Source organism: Neisseria sp. RH3002v2f, assembly GCF_014596375.1.
GTDB classification, from domain to species: Bacteria; Pseudomonadota; Gammaproteobacteria; order Burkholderiales; family Neisseriaceae; genus Neisseria; species Neisseria cinerea.
In genome coordinates this window covers 252,156-268,848 of the sequence record NZ_MAYZ01000019.1, presented here as the reverse complement: position 1 = coordinate 268,848, position 16,693 = coordinate 252,156, and the positions used below count along the sequence as shown (strand labels likewise).

Below are 16,693 nucleotides of genomic sequence, written 5' to 3'. Positions count from 1 at the left end.
GCTGAAACATAGCGTGGCGGGTTGTATAGTGGATTAAATTTAAACCAGTACGGCGTTGCCTCGCCTTGCCGTACTATTTGTACTGTCTGCGGCTTCGTCGCCTTGTCCTGATTTAAATTTAATCCACTATACTTCACAGTATCAGGGCGGTAAGGGGATGATTGGGTCGGGCAATATCGGCTTACGGTTGATAAATCTCTTCATGCCGATATAAAAATGCCGTCTGAAAATATTTCAGACGGCATTTGGTTTAGCGCGTTATTTCAATTTACAGCGAAATTTTCACACCGGCGCGGATGGAACGTCCGGGCAGCGGCGCAATGTATTTGAGTATGGAGTTTTGCGCGCGCGCGGTACGGTTGGTCAGGTTTCGACCGTCCAAGAACCATTCTGTGCTGTATCTGCCGTGTTTTTGCGTATGGCTGATATAGGCATCGAGCAGGGCGTAGGAGCCGAGTGAGGGTTCTTTGTATGCCGCAGCCATGTTTCCGGTGTGTTTGGCGGCGGCGTAGCGGGTCAGGCTGCTGCCGATTTGCCATGCTCCTTTGTTCCAGCTTGCACCCAGCCCGTAGCGGGAAACAGGCAGGTTGGGCATATAGTAGCCGTCATTGCGCAGGCGGTTTGAGTCCGCATTCCTACTGTCTTTGTCGTCGGCATGATTGCGGACCCTGTCGGCAAACAGGCGCAGTTCGAGTTGTCCGTATTGTTTCAGGTCGAAAAGTTGGGTCAGCTCGATTTCCAAACCTTGGATGCGGGTATCTGCCGCACGCCAGTATTTGGTCGGCAGGTGGTTGCCGCCGTCATGTGCAACGTCAGACAGATAAATGTAGTCGTTGAATCGGGTTTGGTAATAGTTGGCGCGGAGTTTGCCGCCGTTCCACTCGAACTCGTTGCCGAATTCCCATGTTCTGGCAGTTTCCGGACGTAAGACGGAATCGGAAGAATAATTTTCCGAAGCAAGTTGCGCATAATGGCTGCCGCCTGCATAGAGTTCGTTAATTTCCGGCGCGCGTTGGGAGCGGCTGTAACGGGCATTTATTTTCCAAAACGGAAGGGGTTTCCAACCGGTTGACGCATGAAAGCTGTTGAGGCTGTATTTGAGGCTGCTTCGTTTCTCAAGCCCTTTTTGGGAATCGGTATTACGGGCTGTTTTGTAGCTGTCCAAGTCAAGGCCGTGGCGGACATTGCCATAACGCCAACCAAGCGAGGCTTCATAGTTGCGGTATTTGAGGTTTTCCAAGACAAATATGCCGTATTCACGACTGTTTGTATCGGGCAGGTAGGAATAGTTGCCAGTACGTTTGCCGTTCAAGCCCGAAGATTCGGTATGGCGGCGTTTGTAGTCGGCCCCTATGCTACCGTTAAACAGGGAGGAGAAGTGGTGGTTCAGTTCGATACGGTTTTGGAGGGTACGGCTGTCGAGGCTGTTAACCTTGGTTGAGCCCAAGAGTTCGGTATTCGGCGTATCGGTGTATGAGGTCAGGAAGCTGACGTTGTCCACCCAAGAGGATTGCGGACGGTAAAGTGCGTCCACAAGCCAGCGTGTTTGCTGAGAATAGACGGATGCGGGTTCGGCGGCAAGTTTGCGGTTGCCGTTGCCGTCGATATTGTAATAGGAGAAACCGGGAATACCAGAACGGTACAGGCTACGGCTGACGGCGGCACCGATATGGCCTCTCTCGCCGATATAGCTGCCGCCGAATGAAACGCTGCGGTTTTTCAAGCTGCTGTTGCCCAGGCGGCCTCCGCGGACGGGCGTATCGTCGCGCATGGCGTGGACAGTGGTTTTACGGAACTCTTTCGAACCGTCGTAAAGGGGATTGTCAATCCAATCTGCAGAATTGCCCCATGTAGGTTTGTTCAACTTGTACATTTCTGAATCATCGAGGTGTTCGCCGTATTTCTTCTCCAACTCATTCAGCCATGCTCTGCCCCCTTTGTGGACATATCGGTAATAGCCCGGGTTCAATTCTTCAGTAATAACGGGGGTAATCTGGCAAGACCACATCAGGCGCGAGTTGAGGCGGTTCGCCGGGTCGTAGCACAAATCGGGCTTGCTTGAGCCGGGGATGCGGTAGCCTGAAATTTGGCTGTTGGAAGCATCAAGATGCCATGCGAAATTACCGGTCTTGCCGTCGAAACGGAAGGCTTCGTTGTGCGGGGTGTTGTAGCCGCCGCTCAATTCGATTTTACCTCCGAAGTCTTGTTCCGGCAGTTTATGCGGGATGATGCCGGTATCGACATCAACCGCGCCGCCGATGGCATTGCCGCCGTACAGGACTGCCGCTGAGGATTTCAAAACCGTAATTTTATCTGCTAAAAACGGGTTGACCATGGTCGGCAGGTTGCCGCTGATTGCGGCCATATCGGACACACCCATGCCGTTTTCGCTGATATAGACGCGCGAACCGCTCAAGCTGCGGATTTGAGGCAGACCGGTGTTGGGGCCGAAACCGGCGTTTTGTACGCCGCCGACTTTTTCCAAAGTCTGACCGAGTGAGACGGCGCGTTTGGTTTTCAAATCATGGGCGGTCAGCACGTCGCCGTCGCCTAAAACGTCCTTAGCCTGCAGGTCGCGGCTGCTTTTGTCTTTGTGTGCGTTAACGTTGACTTGCGGCAACTCGGCAGATGTCATGTCTTCTGCGTAGCATGATGCGGAAAGCAGAGATAGCAGGATGATGTTGAGATTAAAAAGACGATGCGTATTTAGCTTAAACGGAGTAGTCATAAAGTTCATTCCACATAATTAATAATAATTAGCCTTTTTATGATATAGCAAATTTGTTATGATGAAAATAAAAATGCCGTCTGAAATATTTCAGACGGCATTTTTATTGACTCGTATCAAGATTTATTGTTTGGCTGCCTCGATTTGGATGTCGATGCGGACGCTTTTGGTCATCCCAACGTTAACGAGGTAGTCCATGCCCCATTTGGTGCGGTCGATGGTGGTGCTGAAGTCGCCGCCGCAAACTTCGGTTTTCAACATCGGGCTTTGGTAGCAGTTGAATTTTTCGGCTTTGAGTTTGACGGGGGCGTTTTTGCCGTGCATGGTCAGGTTGCCGTCAACGGAAACAAGTTTTTTGCCGTTAAAGTTGAATTTGGTGGAAACGAAGCGGATGTTCGGATATTGGGCGGCATCGAAGATGTCGGCTGATTTCAGGTGGTCGGTAAAGTGTTGCGAACCGCTTTGCAGGTTGGCAACGGGGATGGTGATGTCGATTTTACCGCCGCGTTTTGCTTGGTCGAACTCAACGGAACCGGTCAGACCGTAAAAACCGCCGACGTTGGTGCTGGTGTTGAAATGGTCGATGGAGAAACGGGCGTTGGCGTGATATTCGTCCACTTTGTAGGAGGCGGCGGAGGCAGTACCGATGGTTGCTGCTGCGAGTGCGGCGATGATGATTTTTTTCATGATTCTTTTCCTTTGTGTGAGGCTGTAAAGATGCTTATCTTAACATAGGAAAGAATGCATATCATTTCTTAAGGACGAACGGTGGATTTACCTGGATTTGATGATGGGGTCATCTGAAACCTGAGAAGGGCAATACTGGGAGCTGTCGATATTCAATCGTTATCCCTAAAGCGACATCTTCTGCGTTGGAAATCCTCACCGGGTATCCGACCTTGTTACGGTTTACGCCTTGAATCTTCCGCTTTGTAAACAAAAATCCACCGGGAAAATTAAATGTCGACAGCCCTAATGAAAAAAGCGCGGAGTAGTCCGCGCTTTGGGTTTCAGACGGCCTTTTACAAGGCGGCGAGTACCGCATCGCCCATTTCGGAGCAGGAAACGAGTTTTGTGCCTTCTTCGTAAATATCGCCGGTGCGCAAGCCTTGTTGCAGCACTTTTTGGACGGCGTTTTCGACTTGTTGCGCGCGCGCTTCATCGTTCAGGCTGTAACGAAGCAGCATGGCAAGCGAGAGGATGGTGGCCAGCGGGTTGGCTTTGTTTTGTCCGGCGATGTCGGGGGCGGAGCCGTGTGACGGTTCGTACAGGCCTTTGCCGTTTTCGTCCAAAGAAGCAGAAGGCAGCATACCGATGGAGCCGGTCAGCATGGAGGCTTCGTCGGAGAGGATATCGCCGAAGATGTTGCCGGTGGCAATCACGTCGAATTGTTTGGGCGCGCGCACGAGCTGCATGGCGGCGTTGTCGACGTACATATGGGAAAGCTCGACATCAGGGTATTCTTTGCCGATTTCTTCAAAGATTTCGCGCCAGAGTTCGGTGGTTTCCAAAACGTTGGCTTTGCCTACGGAGCAGACTTTCTTGCTGCGTTTTTGGGCGGATTGGAAGGCGACGTGGGCGATGCGGCGGATTTCGCTTTCGCTGTATTTCATGGTGTTGTAGCCTTCGCGTTCGCCGTTTTCCAGAACGCGGATGCCGCGCGGTTCGCCGAAATAAATATCGCCGGTGAGTTCGCGCACAATCAAAATATCCAAACCGGCAACGATTTCAGGCTTGAGCGTGGAGGCGTTGGCTAGCTCGGGATAGAGGATAGCGGGGCGCAAATTGGCAAAAAGATTCAAGTCTTTACGGATGGCCAACAAGCCGCGCTCAGGACGCAATGGACGGTCGAGATTGTCGTATTGCGGAGAACCGACTGCACCAAGCAGGACGGCATCGGCTTTACGGCAAAGGTTTTGCGTGAATTCTGGATAAGGATGGCCGTATTCGTCGTAGGCTTCGCCTCCCAATGGGGCGTATTCGTAGCCGGCGTCCAAGCCTTGGGCGATAAGTTTGTCGAGTACGCGGACGGTTTCGGCGATGATCTCAGGGCCGATGCCGTCGCCGCGCAAGATAGCGATATGTTTGGTCATTGTTTTTCCTTTTTTTGTCAATAAAGAGTGGGGATGCCGTCTGAAAAAGGTTCGGGCAGGTTTAGAGGTCGGATGCGATACTAAGATGTCGTTATAGACGCTCTGTTTCGATACGGATTTTAAAAACGGCTTTGCGTATGTTCGCCCTGTCGCCGACCAATGGGGCATGCGCATCATTCGGGAAAAATAGCGCAAATTCGCCTGGCTCCAAGGTTAACCAGGTTTCCGGCTCGCAGTCGAAAAACTCGATATCGCGCTTTTCGTTGTAGCCCAAACCGTTTTTCAGACGGCCTCTGTCTATCCAGCCATACGTTTCGCTGCCGTCAATCGGCGTTTGAATATCAATGTGTTTTAAGTGCGCTTCAGGCTGGGCTTCTCGTTGCGTCCTCATCGGCTCGCTGCCGATAAAAATACGGATATTGGGATTCTCGTACGGTACTTGGCCGTCGGGCAGTTTGGCAAAATCCAAGGTCTGCAACAGATGGAAGGCTTCGGCAAAGTCGGGATGCAGCGCGGCGTAGCGGGTGGCATTGCTTATGGTGTCGGTAATCATGGTATATTTTTGTAGATTAAAGACCGTCTGAAACACTTAAATTTTTCAGACGGCCTTTTGTATATCAACCGTTAAACAGCCAAGGCTGGCTTTGGCGGCGTTTTTCTTCAAAGGCATGAATTTCGTCAGCATGTTGCAGGGTCAGGCCGATTTCGTCCAAGCCGTTTAAGAGGCAGTGTTTGCGGTGTTCGGTAATGTCGAATGTGAATGTTTCGCCGCTAGGGGTGGTCAGGGTTTGCTCGGCAAGGTCGATGGAGAGCTGATAGCCTTCGTTAGCTTCAACTTCTTTGAAAAGCTGGTCAACCTGTTCTTCTGTCAAAACGATAGGCAAAAGGCCGTTTTTGTAGCAGTTGTTGAAGAAGATGTCGGCGAAGCTGGGGGCGATGACGGCGCGGAAGCCGTAGTCGTCCAATGCCCAAGGGGCGTGTTCGCGTGAAGAGCCGCAACCGAAGTTTTTACGCGTCAACAGGATTTGTGCGCCTTGATAGCGTGGCTGGTTCAGGGAGAAATCCGGATTTAACGGGCGTTTGCTGTTGTCCATGCCAGGTTCGCCGTGGTCGAGGTAACGCCATTCATCAAAGGCATTGGGGCCGAAGCCGCTGCGTTTGATGGATTTCAGAAATTGTTTGGGGATGATGGCATCGGTGTCGACGTTGCTGCGGTCGAGCGGGGCAACGATGGCGGTAATTTTGGTAAAGGCTTTCATGTCAGATTCTTATAGTAATAATGGGAAATTTTATGGCTATTCGGGTTAGCGTGTGCTGTGCAAACCAATTCGGTTGCCTTCTGTATCTTCGATAAAGGCTGCAAAGCCGTTGGCAATGCGGAATTTCTCTTGTAACAGTTTGCCGCCTGCTGCAACGGCTTTTTCTGTTGTTTCGGCACAATCCGGGCAATTAAAGAAAATGGTTGTACCGCCGTGGCCGGGCTGGGCGTTGCTGTCGTGCCAAATCATGCCGGCCGTACCGTGTTGGGTGTAATCGGCTGGAAAAATGATGAAACGGAATCCGTTGCCGCCAACGTCTTGCAGGGGCTTGCCGAATACGGATTCGTAAAAGGCTTTGGCGCGATCCAAATCATGAGCGTGAATACCAAACCAGCTTGACGGATTACCCATTGTTTCTCCCTTTGCTTGGAATCGTGAAAATGTCTGAACAAGTAATCAGGTATCAGGCCGTCTGAAACGGGGTCAGGAGCTTCAGACGGCCTGATTTACCGAATTATTCGGTAGCGGCTTCGATTTTGCTGCCAACATGGCTCATGCCGCGACCTATTGCATTGCCGCCTTTTTTAACGGCTTCGCCGGTTTTGTCGGCAACGTGTTCGGCGGTTTCTTTGGTTTTATCGGCTACGCGCTCGGCGGTTTCTTTGGTTTTATCGGCTACGCGCTCGGCAGTTTCTTTGGTTTTGTCGGCTACGCGCTCGGCAGTTTCTTTGGTTTTGTCCCAATTGCGGTTGGCATCCTTTTTTGCGCCTGACCAAGTGCTGGAACAAGCCGACAGGATGAGGGCTGCGGCAGCCAATGCAAACAGTTTTTTCATACTAGTTTCCTTTCAAGTTATCAATGATTGAGAAGTTTTTCGGACGTTTTTCGCAATAGGAAAATTTACTTGTGTAAGGTGTTGTTTCAGACGGTCTGATGAATAAAGGCCGTCTGAAAATACTTTAAGCCATAGTGCGGATGTCGGTAAAGCAGCCGGTCACTGCGGCGGCGGCTGCCATAGCGGGGCTGACGAGGTGGGTGCGTCCGCCGTTGCCTTGACGGCCTTCAAAGTTACGGTTGGAAGTGGAGGCGCAACGTTGTCCCGGGGTCAGGCGGTCGGCATTCATGGCGAGGCACATAGAGCAGCCCGGTTCGCGCCATTCAAAACCGGCTTCGATAAATACTTCGTGCAAGCCTTCTTTTTCTGCCTGCTCTTTAACCAAACCGGAGCCAGGGACAATCAATACGCGTTGTACATTGTCCGCTTTTTTGCGGCCTTTGGCGATGGCGGCGGCTTCGCGCAAATCTTCGATACGGCTGTTGGTGCAAGAGCCGATAAAGACGATATCGACAGGGATTTCGTTTAATGGCGTACCGGCTTCCAAACCCATGTATTCAAGGGCGCGTTCCATGCCGCTGCGTTTAACCGGATCGGCTTCTTCGGCAGGATTAGGCACTTTGCCACTGATGTCCAAAACCATTTCAGGCGAAGTGCCCCAAGTGACTTGAGGCTCGATGTCTTCGGCTTTGAAGTGGTATTCTTTATCGAATACCGCGCCTTCGTCGGAAACCAGCGTGCGCCAGTACTCGACGGCTTTGTCCCACGCTTCGCCTTTAGGTGCGAAAGGTTTGCCTTTTACATAGTCGATGGTGATTTGGTCGACGGCAACCATGCCTGAGCGTGCACCGGCTTCGATCGCCATATTGCACAAGGTCATGCGGCCTTCCATAGAAAGGCTGCGGATGGCTTCGCCGCCGAACTCGATGGCGTAGCCCGTACCGCCTGCTGTGCCGATTTTTCCGATGATGTAGAGGGCGACGTCTTTGGCGGTAACGCCCGGTTTCAGACGGCCTTCAACGGCAATCAGCATGGATTTGGATTTTTTCGCGGTAATACATTGGGTCGCCATGGTGTGCTCGACTTCGGAAGTGCCGATGCCGTGTGCCAACGCACCGAACGCACCGTGGGTAGAAGTGTGCGAGTCGCCGCAGACAACGGTCATGCCGGGCAGGGTAGCACCTTGTTCCGGGCCCATAACGTGTACGATGCCTTGGCCTTTATCCATAAACGGGAAGTAGGCGAGTGCGCCAAACTCTTTAATGTTTGTATCCAAAGTATCGACTTGCAGTTTGGAAATCGGGTCTTGGATACCTTTGCCCCAGTCGCCGGTCGGGGTGTTGTGGTCGGCTGTGGAGACTACGCTGTCGATACGCCAGAGTTTGCGGCCGGCCATTTTCAAGCCTTCAAATGCTTGCGGGCTGGTTACTTCGTGAACCAGGTGGCGGTCAATGTAAAGCAGGACAGTGCCGTCTTCTTCTTCGCGGACGATGTGGCTGTTCCAAAGTTTATCGTAAAGGGTTTGTGCTGTCATGGTGTTGTTCTTTTGTGTGGGTAGTAATGTAAGATGAAAATTCTAGACGGATTTTACATGTCATGCAACAAAATTTGTCTAATTTTTGAAAAAATGGAAAATTGAAAACAATCTGTAGATAAAAATTAGACATATTGTCTATTTAAAAGAACGGTTATATTCAAAGAATGATTTGATATGAAAGAATACTTGTCGGGATTCTTTTAAAGGCATTATTATTTGTACCTTGTTAAAACCACGTCAGGCAGAGGAAAGATGAAATTACCGGTTATATCGTCCGAGCATTTGGCTCAACTGCAGGCATTTGAAGCGAAAATCCTGTGTAACCACGCAAAAATTGAAGCATGGTTCCGTTCGCAGTGGAATGTGCACCGTCCGCCGTTTTACGGTTCGGTCGACATCCGCAATGCCGGTTACAAAATTTCGTCTATCGATATGAACCTGTTTCCGGGCGGCTTCAATAATTTGAATCCCAACTTTATCCCGCTGGCGGCGGTTGCTGCGCAAGATGCGGTGCAGCGTGCTTGCGAAACGGCAAAATCCGTATTGATTATTCCTGAAAACCACACGCGCAATACGTTTTACCTGCAAAACGTTTACGCCCTCAGCGAGATTTTGCGCTCGGCAGGGTATGAAGTGCGCTTGGGCAGCTTGAATCCGGAAGTTACTGAACCGACCGAGTTTGAAACCGCCTTGAGCGACAAAATCCTGTTGGAACCTTTATTGCGCACCCGCGAGCGCGTCCATCTTGCAGACGGTTTCTCGCCTTGCGTCGTCTTGTTGAACAACGACTTGTCCGCAGGTGTTCCCGACATTCTCAAAGACATCAGCCAAACCGTATTGCCTCCGTTGCACGGCGGTTGGACGACGCGCCGCAAAACAGATCATTTCGGCGCGTATAACCAAGTTGCCACCGAATTTGCCAAGTTGATCGACATCGACGAGTGGCAGATTAACCCGTATTTTGAAAAAATCGGCGGTTTGGACTTCCAAGAGCGGGAAGGTGAAGATGCGTTGGCAGAAGCGGTAGAACGCGTGCTGGCGAAAATCCAAGCCAAATACGACGAATTGGGCATTACCGATGAGCCTTTCGTGATTGTCAAAGCCGACGCGGGTACTTACGGCATGGGCGTGATGAGCGTCAAATCCGCCGATGAAGTGCGCGGCTTGAACCGTAAAAACCGCAACAAAATGGCGAAGGTAAAAGAAGGCTTGGAAGTCAGCGAAGTCATTGTCCAAGAAGGTATTTATACCTACGAAACCATGAACGGCGCCGTGTGCGAACCCGTCGTGTATATGATGGACCGTTTCGTAATCGGCGGCTTCTTCCGCGTACACGAAGGCCGTGGCGCGGACGAAAACCTCAACGCCGGCGGTATGGTGTTTGTTCCGCTGTCCAACAGCATTCCTACCGGTAACGGCGATAATTCCCAAGAAGCGCCCGAAGCCTGCAAACGCGTATTCGAACAATGGGACTCGCTCGGTATGCCGCGCTCTGAAAAAGACTGCGACGTGGATAACGAACACAACCGCCTCTACGTTTACAGCGTAATGGCACGCCTTTCGCTTCTTGCGGCGTCCATCGAGTTGGAACGGGCAGCGTAAAAGCGTAAAACTGTTTCGCCATAACATGCCGTCTGAAACGTAAATCCGCTTCAGACGGCATTTCAAATTCAACTAAACAGGGATGAGATGAGCATCAAGCAATGGCCGGAGGGAGAAAGGCCGAGGGAAAAACTGCTGGAGCGCGGGGCGGCGGCTTTGAGTGATGCCGAACTTTTAGCAATCCTGCTGCGCGTCGGAACACGCGGGATGAGCGCGGTCGATTTGGCGCGCTACCTGTTGCAGGAGTTCGGCAGCTTGGGAAAACTGATGAGTGCGGATATCGGCAAACTTTCGGCATACAAGGGCATGGGGACGGCAAGTTTCACACAGTTTGCCGTAGTCAGGGAAATCGGACGCAGGATACTGGCCGAAGAATTGCAGGAGAGCATCGTCCTGTCCGATCCGGATACGGTGGCCGACTATCTTCGCCTGCATTTGGGGCACGAGAAAATCGAAGTCAGCGTCGCGCTGCTGCTGAACCGCCAAAACCAGCTGATTTCCGTCAGGGAGTTGTCGCGCGGAACGGTTGCCGAGAATACGCTCTACATCCGCGAAATCGTCAAACTGGCTTTGGACGAGTATGCAGACAGCCTGATTATCGCGCACAACCACCCGGGCGGTTCCGCCGAGCCTTCGCATGAGGATATCGCATTCACCGGACGGCTGGCACAGGCCATGTCGCTGGTTGATGTTTCCCTGCTTGACCATTTCATCGTAACTTCCCGGAGTGTCTGCTCGTTCAGGCAGCTCGGGTTGATGTCCTGACACTCTGTTTTACATGCGGCGGCTCTGATAAAATAGCCGCTTCAACCGTATTAGACAGATATTGTTAAGTTAATGGAAACACAAAACAAACCTACCGTTACCGACATTGACCGCCCCATACTCGTCCCGCCCGGCGGACATAAAAAAGTCTTGCTGCATTCCTGCTGCGCCCCGTGCAGCGGCGAAGTGATGGAAGCCATGCTGGCCAGCGGCATTGATTACACCATTTATTTTTACAATCCCAATATCCATCCGCACAAAGAGTATATGCTCCGAAAAGAGGAAAACGTACGCTTTGCGGAAAAGTTCGGCATCCCCTTCATCGACAAAGACGACGATTACGAAAACGACCGCAAAGAATGGTTTGCCAAAGCCAAAGGTATGGAATTCGAACCTGAGCGCGGCATCCGCTGCACCATGTGTTTCGATATGCGTTTCGAAAAGGCGGCGCAATATGCGCATGAACACGGGTTCCCCGTCTTCACCAGCTCGCTGGGCATTTCCCGTTGGAAAAACATGAACCAGATTAACGACTGCGGCCGCCGCGCCGCCGCGCCTTACGATGATGTGGTGTATTGGGATTTCAACTGGCGCAAAGGCGGCGGCAGCGCGCGCATGATTGAAATCAGCAAACGTGAAAACTTCTACCAGCAGGAATATTGCGGTTGTGCCTATTCCCTGAGGGATTCCAACGCCCACCGCAAATCACAGGGCAGAATCCCCATCAAACTCGGCGTGTTGTATTACGGGGACGAGTCTACGCAATACGAACCCGTACCGGTTCAGACGGAAAAATAAACACCTTATGCCGTCTGAAGGTTCGGACGGCATAAGGTTCGGAAGCCGGTACGGGAAATGGAAATCGGCAAACGGAAACGTGATTTTCAAGTTTGCCGTTTTCATGAAATATCCCGTTGCCGGGGCGAAAGGGCGACATCATGAAATCCCTTGTTATCTGGCTGCTCCTATTGGGCTCGGCAGCAGGCGTTTTCTACCATACCCAAAACCAATCCTTGCCTGTGGGAGAACTTGTCTATCCGTCTGCACCGCAAATCAGGGGGCAGGGCGATGCGTTGCACTACCTTAACCTCATCCGCGCACAAATCGGTTTGCACGAGCTGGCACACGCGCCGGTTTTGGAAAATTCCGCCCGCAGGCACGCACGCTATCTCACGCTTAATCCCGAAGACGGACATGGAGAATATCATGTCGAAAACCCTCATTATACCGACCGAAAGCTGACCGGACGCACACGCCTTGCCGGTTATCTTTACAACGGTGTACATGAAAATGTCAGCACGGAAGAGGAATCGGGATTGCGAGATGGGGATATCCGTACGCAGCAACGCCAAGTAGACGGATTGATGAGTGCCGTCTATCACCGCCTTTCGCTACTTGACCGGCATACGGATGAGGCAGGAGCAGCATTTGTCAGGGAAAACGGTAAAACCGTCCTCGTATTCAACCAAGGCAACGGTAGGTTTGAGCGCGCCTGTGCCCGGGGAATGCAGCAGCCGGAAGCAGGACGGAAATATTACCGTAATTCCTGCCATAACGGTGCGGCCGTTTATGCCGATGAAGTCATGCCCGCAACGGAATTGCTTTATACCGCCTATCCGGTCGGCAGCGACGCGCTGCCTTATTTTTACGGGGAGCGTCCCGACCCTATGCCGGGATATGAAATGACGGGAAATCCTGTCAGCATTGATTTTTCTGAGGCGGCAGGCAAAATTGTGATGAAAAATTTCAAGCTGTATCGGGGTAAAAATGAAATCCGTCCCGTCAAAGTTTTAACCACCGGCAACGACCCCAACGGCAGGCTGACGGCCTACCAATTTGCGCTTTTCCCGATCAAGCCTTTGGAATACGGTACGCTTTATACGGCAATATTCGATTATCTCCGCAACGGACGGCGCGGGCAGGCGAAATGGCAGTTTAGAACCCGAAAACCCGATTACCCTTATTTTGAGGTAAACGGAGGTGAGACGCTTGCCGTCAAGAAAGGCGAAGAATATTTCATCCACTGGCGCGGACGCTGGTGTCTGGAAGCGTGTACCCGTTATACCTACCGGCGGCAGTTCGGCAACAGCCTGTCCATACTCCGGCACGAAGCGGGCGGCATCGTCTTCAGCGTCGGCGGAATGGCGGGAAGCCGCATCAGGCTTGCTCCGGAAGACAGCCCGGAACGCGGCGTAACCCTTTATTTACAGGATTGACAGTTATGTCAGGCAGAACAGGACGGAACAGTGCCACTCAGGCGCAACCGGAACGCGTCATGCTGGTGGGCGTGATGTTGGATAAGGAAGGAACGGGCAGCAGCGCCGCCCGTTTGAGCGGATTTCAGACGGCATTGGTGGAAGCGGTGGAGCTGGTCAAAGCGGCCGGAGGCGATCCCGTCCTTGTGGAAACCGCCAAACGCGCCCGCCCGCATACAGCGCTGTTTGTCGGTACGGGCAAGGTTGAAGAGCTGGCGGCGGATGTTGCGGCCAACGGTATCGATTTGGTCGTATTCAACCACGAACTGACGCCGACGCAAGAGCGCAACCTAGAAAAGGAGCTAAAGTGCCGCGTGTTGGACAGGGTAGGGTTGATTTTGGCGATTTTTGCCTGTCGCGCACGGACTCAGGAAGGCAGGCTGCAAGTCGAGTTGGCGCAATTGAGCCATTTGGCCGGACGCTTGATACGGGGTTACGGCCATCTGCAGAGCCAGCGGGGCGGCATTGGTATGAAAGGCCCGGGCGAAACCAAACTGGAAACCGACCGCCGATTGATTGCCCATCGGATTAATGCGTTGAAAAGACAGCTTGCCAACCTTAAAAAACAACGCGCACTCCGCCGTAAACCGCGCGAATCGGGCGGAATTAAAACCTTCGCATTGGTCGGTTATACCAATGTAGGCAAATCCTCGTTGTTCAATTGTCTGACCAAAGCGGGCGCATATGCACAGGACCAGCTGTTTGCAACACTGGACACTACGGCACGGAGGCTGTATATCAATCCGGAATGCAGCATCATCCTGACCGATACTGTGGGTTTTGTCAGTGATCTGCCGCACAAACTGATTTCCGCCTTTTCCGCCACGCTTGAGGAAACCGCCCAAGCCGATGTGCTGTTGCACGTCGTCGATGCCTCCGCCCCCGGTAAAGAACAGCAGATTGAAGATGTAGAAAACGTCCTCAGGGAAATTAAAGCCGACCGCATCCCGTGTATCAGAGTTTACAACAAAACCGACCTTCTGCCGTCTGAAGACAGAAATACGGGGATACAGCGGGATGGCAGGGGCAGGATTGCCGCCGTTTATCTTTCTGCCGAAGAAAAAACTGGCATAAACGCATTGCGCGATGCGGTTGCCGAATATTGCGCCGCCATGCCGACAACCGATGACGAAACCGAAACGCCATGAAAAAAACCTGTTTCCACTGCGGTCTGGATGTTCCCGAACACCTCCACCTGACTGTCCGTTATGAAAATGAAGACCGGGAAACCTGCTGCGCCGGTTGTCAGGCGGTCGCACAAAGCATTATCGACGCCGGTTTGGACAGCTATTACAAACAGCGTACCGCCGACGCACAGAAAAGCGAGCTGCCGCCTCAGGAAATCCTCGATCAAATCCGCCTCTATGATTTACCCGAGGTGCAGTCTGATTTTGTCGAAACCCATAACGGTACGCATGAGGCGGTGCTGATGCTGGGCGGCATTACCTGTGCCGCCTGCATTTGGCTCATCGAACAACAGCTTTTGCGTACAGACGGCATCATCCGCATTGATCTCAATTACAGTACCCGGCGCTGCCGGGCCGTATGGGACAACGAAAAAATCCGCCTTTCCGATATTTTGTTGAAAATCAGGCAGACGGGTTATACCGCCGAACCATATGACGCACAGAAAATCGAGGCCGCCAATCAGAAGGAGCGGAAACAATATATCGTCCGCCTTGCCGTTGCCGGTTTGGGTATGATGCAGACCATGATGTTCGCGTTGCCGACCTACCTTTACGGCAACGACATTGAAGAAGATTTCCTACAAATCCTCCATTGGGGCGGTTTCCTGATGGTGTTGCCGGTTGTCTTTTACTGCGCCGTTCCGTTTTATCAAGGCACGCTGCGCGACTTGAAAAACCGCCGGGTCGGTATGGACACGCCGATTACCGTCGCCATCATTATGACCTTTATCGCCGGCGTTTACAGCCTTGCGACCAATGTGGGACAGGGGATGTATTTCGAATCCATCGCCATGCTGCTGTTTTTCCTGCTGGGCGGACGTTTTATGGAACAAATCGCACGACGTAAGGCAGGCGATGCCGCCGAGAGGCTGGTCAAGCTGATTCCTGCGTTTTGCCATCATATGCCCGATTACCCCGATACGCAGGAAACCTGCGAGGCAGCCGTCGTCAAATTGAAGGAGGGCGATATCGTGATGGTCAAACCGGGGGAGACCGTACCTGTCGACGGTACGGTTGTCGAAGGCAGCAGCGCGGTCAATGAAGCCATGCTGACGGGTGAAAGCCTGCCCGTCGCCAAAATGCCGTCTGAAAAAGTAACCGCCGGCACACTCAATACGCAAAGCCCCCTAATCATACGCACCGACCGTACCGGCAGCAGTACGCGCCTGTCCCATATCGTCCGCTTGCTCGACCGCGCCTTGGCGCAAAAACCGCGCACCGCCGAGTTGGCGGAACAATACGCCTCGACATTCGTTTTCGGGGAGCTGCTGCTTGCCGTCCCCGTATTCATCGGTTGGATGTTTTACGCCGATGCGCATACCGCGCTTTGGATTACTGTCGCCCTGCTTGTCATTACCTGTCCGTGCGCCTTATCGCTTGCCACGCCGACGGCCCTGGCTGCTTCTACCGGTGCGCTGGCGCGCGAAGGCATTTTAATCAGCGGTAAGCAAACCCTGGAAACGCTCGCTCAAACCACCGACATCATCTTCGATAAAACAGGAACGCTGACCCGGGGAAATCCCACCGTCAGCCGTATCTCATTGTTGAGCGGCACAGACGAAGCCTTTGTTCTCGCGGTGGCGCAGGCGTTGGAACAACAGTCCGAACATCCCCTTGCCCGCGCCATCCTCAACCACCGTGTTTCAGACGGCATGATTCCTGACATACGGGTCGGACAACGCCTCAATCATGTCGGTGAAGGCGTAGGCGCGCAACTGACCGTCAACGGGGAAACGCAGGTGTGGGCATTGGGCAGGGCGGCTTATGTCGCTAAAATCGCCGGAGAACCTCCGCAGGATGAACAGTCTTCAGAAAGCGGCAGTGCGGTCTATCTCGGCAACCAGCTCGGTTTCCAAGCTGTGTTTTATCTTCAAGACCCGTTGAAGGAAGGGGCGGAGGAAGTTGTCCGCAAGTTGAAGCGGCAAAACCTGACCCTGCACCTGCTCAGCGGAGACCGTGAAACCGCCGTTGCAGAAACCGCACGCGCCTTAGGTATCGGACATTACCGTTCCCAAGCCATGCCGGAAGACAAGTTGGAATATGTCAAGGCTTTGCAGAAAGAAGGGAAAAGAGTGTTGATGATAGGCGACGGCATCAACGACGCCCCTGTTTTGGCACAGGCCGATACTTCTGCAGCGGTGGCGGGAGGAACCGATATTGCAAGGGACGGCGCGGATATCGTCCTTCTAAACGAAGATTTGAATACCGTACCGCATATGCTGGCACAGGCGGGAAGGACGCGGCAGATTATCCGTCAGAACCTGTCGTGGGCGAGTGCTTACAACATCATTGCTGTACCGCTTGCCGTTTTGGGCTATGTCCAACCGTGGATTGCCGCACTGGGCATGAGCTTCAGTTCTCTGGTCGTATTGGGCAACGCCATGCGGCTTCACAAGCAGGTGGACATGCCGTCTGAAAAACACTGACCGGCG

General features: G+C 52.7%; 14 protein-coding genes. 6 read left to right on the top strand and 8 right to left on the bottom strand.

Annotated elements, in window-relative coordinates:
* Positions 1 to 268 precede the first annotated feature (268 nt).
* The 8 genes from BBW69_RS03990 to leuC form a co-directional block, all read right to left on the bottom strand.
* Positions 269 to 2,635, bottom strand: coding sequence for a TonB-dependent receptor (locus tag BBW69_RS03990; protein WP_223169933.1), 2,367 nt, complete (start codon positions 2,633 to 2,635; stop codon positions 269 to 271).
* 216 nt (positions 2,636 to 2,851) lie between these two features.
* The gene (locus BBW69_RS03985) at positions 2,852 to 3,415 is read right to left on the bottom strand and encodes a YceI family protein (protein WP_188210465.1); all 564 of its coding nucleotides are present in this window, start codon (positions 3,413 to 3,415) and stop codon (positions 2,852 to 2,854) included.
* Between the two features lie 335 nt (positions 3,416 to 3,750).
* Positions 3,751 to 4,821, bottom strand: coding sequence for a 3-isopropylmalate dehydrogenase (gene leuB / locus BBW69_RS03980; RefSeq protein WP_107960554.1), 1,071 nt, complete (start codon positions 4,819 to 4,821; stop codon positions 3,751 to 3,753).
* Positions 4,822 to 4,912: 91 nt separating this feature from the next.
* Positions 4,913 to 5,374 carry a YhcH/YjgK/YiaL family protein gene (locus BBW69_RS03975; RefSeq protein ID WP_111726888.1) on the bottom strand — a complete coding sequence of 154 codons (462 nt, stop codon included), beginning with the start codon at positions 5,372 to 5,374 and terminating at the stop codon, positions 4,913 to 4,915.
* 64 nt (positions 5,375 to 5,438) lie between these two features.
* Positions 5,439 to 6,080 (bottom strand): 3-isopropylmalate dehydratase small subunit, encoded by a 642-nt coding sequence (gene leuD / locus BBW69_RS03970; protein WP_003677355.1) that lies wholly within the window; start codon positions 6,078 to 6,080, stop codon positions 5,439 to 5,441.
* Positions 6,081 to 6,125: 45 nt separating this feature from the next.
* A complete protein-coding gene (locus BBW69_RS03965) occupies positions 6,126 to 6,491 on the bottom strand; it encodes a VOC family protein (RefSeq protein ID WP_188210464.1) in 366 nt (121 codons plus the stop codon).
* 103 nt (positions 6,492 to 6,594) lie between these two features.
* A complete protein-coding gene (locus BBW69_RS03960; protein ID WP_111726892.1) occupies positions 6,595 to 6,915 on the bottom strand; it encodes a hypothetical protein in 321 nt (106 codons plus the stop codon).
* Positions 6,916 to 7,039: 124 nt separating this feature from the next.
* On the bottom strand, positions 7,040 to 8,449 hold the full coding sequence (gene leuC, locus BBW69_RS03955; RefSeq protein ID WP_188210463.1) for a 3-isopropylmalate dehydratase large subunit: 1,410 nt from the start codon (positions 8,447 to 8,449) through the stop codon (positions 7,040 to 7,042).
* Positions 8,450 to 8,704: 255 nt separating this feature from the next.
* Here leuC and gshA point away from each other — a divergent pair, with 255 nt between their 5' ends.
* The 6 genes from gshA to BBW69_RS03925 all read left to right on the top strand — a co-directional run bounded on the left by gshA (position 8,705) and on the right by BBW69_RS03925 (position 16,687).
* On the top strand, positions 8,705 to 10,054 hold the full coding sequence (gshA, locus tag BBW69_RS03950; protein ID WP_188210462.1) for a glutamate--cysteine ligase: 1,350 nt from the start codon (positions 8,705 to 8,707) through the stop codon (positions 10,052 to 10,054).
* Between the two features lie 87 nt (positions 10,055 to 10,141).
* Positions 10,142 to 10,819 carry a DNA repair protein RadC gene (radC, locus tag BBW69_RS03945; protein ID WP_188210461.1) on the top strand — a complete coding sequence of 226 codons (678 nt, stop codon included), beginning with the start codon at positions 10,142 to 10,144 and terminating at the stop codon, positions 10,817 to 10,819.
* A 72-nt stretch (positions 10,820 to 10,891) separates the two neighbouring features.
* Positions 10,892 to 11,617 (top strand): epoxyqueuosine reductase QueH, encoded by a 726-nt coding sequence (locus BBW69_RS03940; RefSeq protein WP_003677367.1) that lies wholly within the window; start codon positions 10,892 to 10,894, stop codon positions 11,615 to 11,617.
* A gap of 140 nt (positions 11,618 to 11,757) precedes the next feature.
* A complete protein-coding gene (locus BBW69_RS03935; RefSeq protein ID WP_188210460.1) occupies positions 11,758 to 13,035 on the top strand; it encodes a CAP domain-containing protein in 1,278 nt (425 codons plus the stop codon).
* A gap of 5 nt (positions 13,036 to 13,040) precedes the next feature.
* Positions 13,041 to 14,222, top strand: a complete 1,182-nt coding sequence (gene hflX, locus BBW69_RS03930; protein ID WP_107960548.1) for a GTPase HflX — start codon at positions 13,041 to 13,043, stop codon at positions 14,220 to 14,222.
* Positions 14,219 to 16,687, top strand: a complete 2,469-nt coding sequence (locus BBW69_RS03925) for a heavy metal translocating P-type ATPase (protein WP_188210459.1) — start codon at positions 14,219 to 14,221, stop codon at positions 16,685 to 16,687. Before hflX ends, BBW69_RS03925 begins: the two co-directional genes overlap by 4 nt.
* Positions 16,688 to 16,693 lie beyond the last annotated feature (6 nt).

Bases quoted from the DNA above. Each gene is read 5' to 3' on its own strand.
- BBW69_RS03960 (WP_111726892.1), bottom strand. From the start codon at position 6,915: ATGAAAAAACTGTTTGCATTGGCTGCCGCAGCCCTCATCCTGTCGGCT.
- leuB (WP_107960554.1), bottom strand. From the start codon at position 4,821: ATGACCAAACATATCGCTATCTTGCGCGGCGACGGCATCGGCCCTGAG.
- hflX (WP_107960548.1), top strand. From the start codon at position 13,041: ATGTCAGGCAGAACAGGACGGAACAGTGCCACTCAGGCGCAACCGGAA.
- radC (WP_188210461.1), top strand. From the start codon at position 10,142: ATGAGCATCAAGCAATGGCCGGAGGGAGAAAGGCCGAGGGAAAAACTG.
- BBW69_RS03975 (WP_111726888.1), bottom strand. From the start codon at position 5,374: ATGATTACCGACACCATAAGCAATGCCACCCGCTACGCCGCGCTGCAT.
- BBW69_RS03965 (WP_188210464.1), bottom strand. From the start codon at position 6,491: ATGGGTAATCCGTCAAGCTGGTTTGGTATTCACGCTCATGATTTGGAT.
- BBW69_RS03935 (WP_188210460.1), top strand. From the start codon at position 11,758: ATGAAATCCCTTGTTATCTGGCTGCTCCTATTGGGCTCGGCAGCAGGC.
- BBW69_RS03990 (WP_223169933.1), bottom strand. From the start codon at position 2,635: ATGACATCTGCCGAGTTGCCGCAAGTCAACGTTAACGCACACAAAGAC.
- BBW69_RS03925 (WP_188210459.1), top strand. From the start codon at position 14,219: ATGAAAAAAACCTGTTTCCACTGCGGTCTGGATGTTCCCGAACACCTC.
- leuD (WP_003677355.1), bottom strand. From the start codon at position 6,080: ATGAAAGCCTTTACCAAAATTACCGCCATCGTTGCCCCGCTCGACCGC.
- leuC (WP_188210463.1), bottom strand. From the start codon at position 8,449: ATGACAGCACAAACCCTTTACGATAAACTTTGGAACAGCCACATCGTC.
- BBW69_RS03985 (WP_188210465.1), bottom strand. From the start codon at position 3,415: ATGAAAAAAATCATCATCGCCGCACTCGCAGCAGCAACCATCGGTACT.
- BBW69_RS03940 (WP_003677367.1), top strand. From the start codon at position 10,892: ATGGAAACACAAAACAAACCTACCGTTACCGACATTGACCGCCCCATA.
- gshA (WP_188210462.1), top strand. From the start codon at position 8,705: ATGAAATTACCGGTTATATCGTCCGAGCATTTGGCTCAACTGCAGGCA.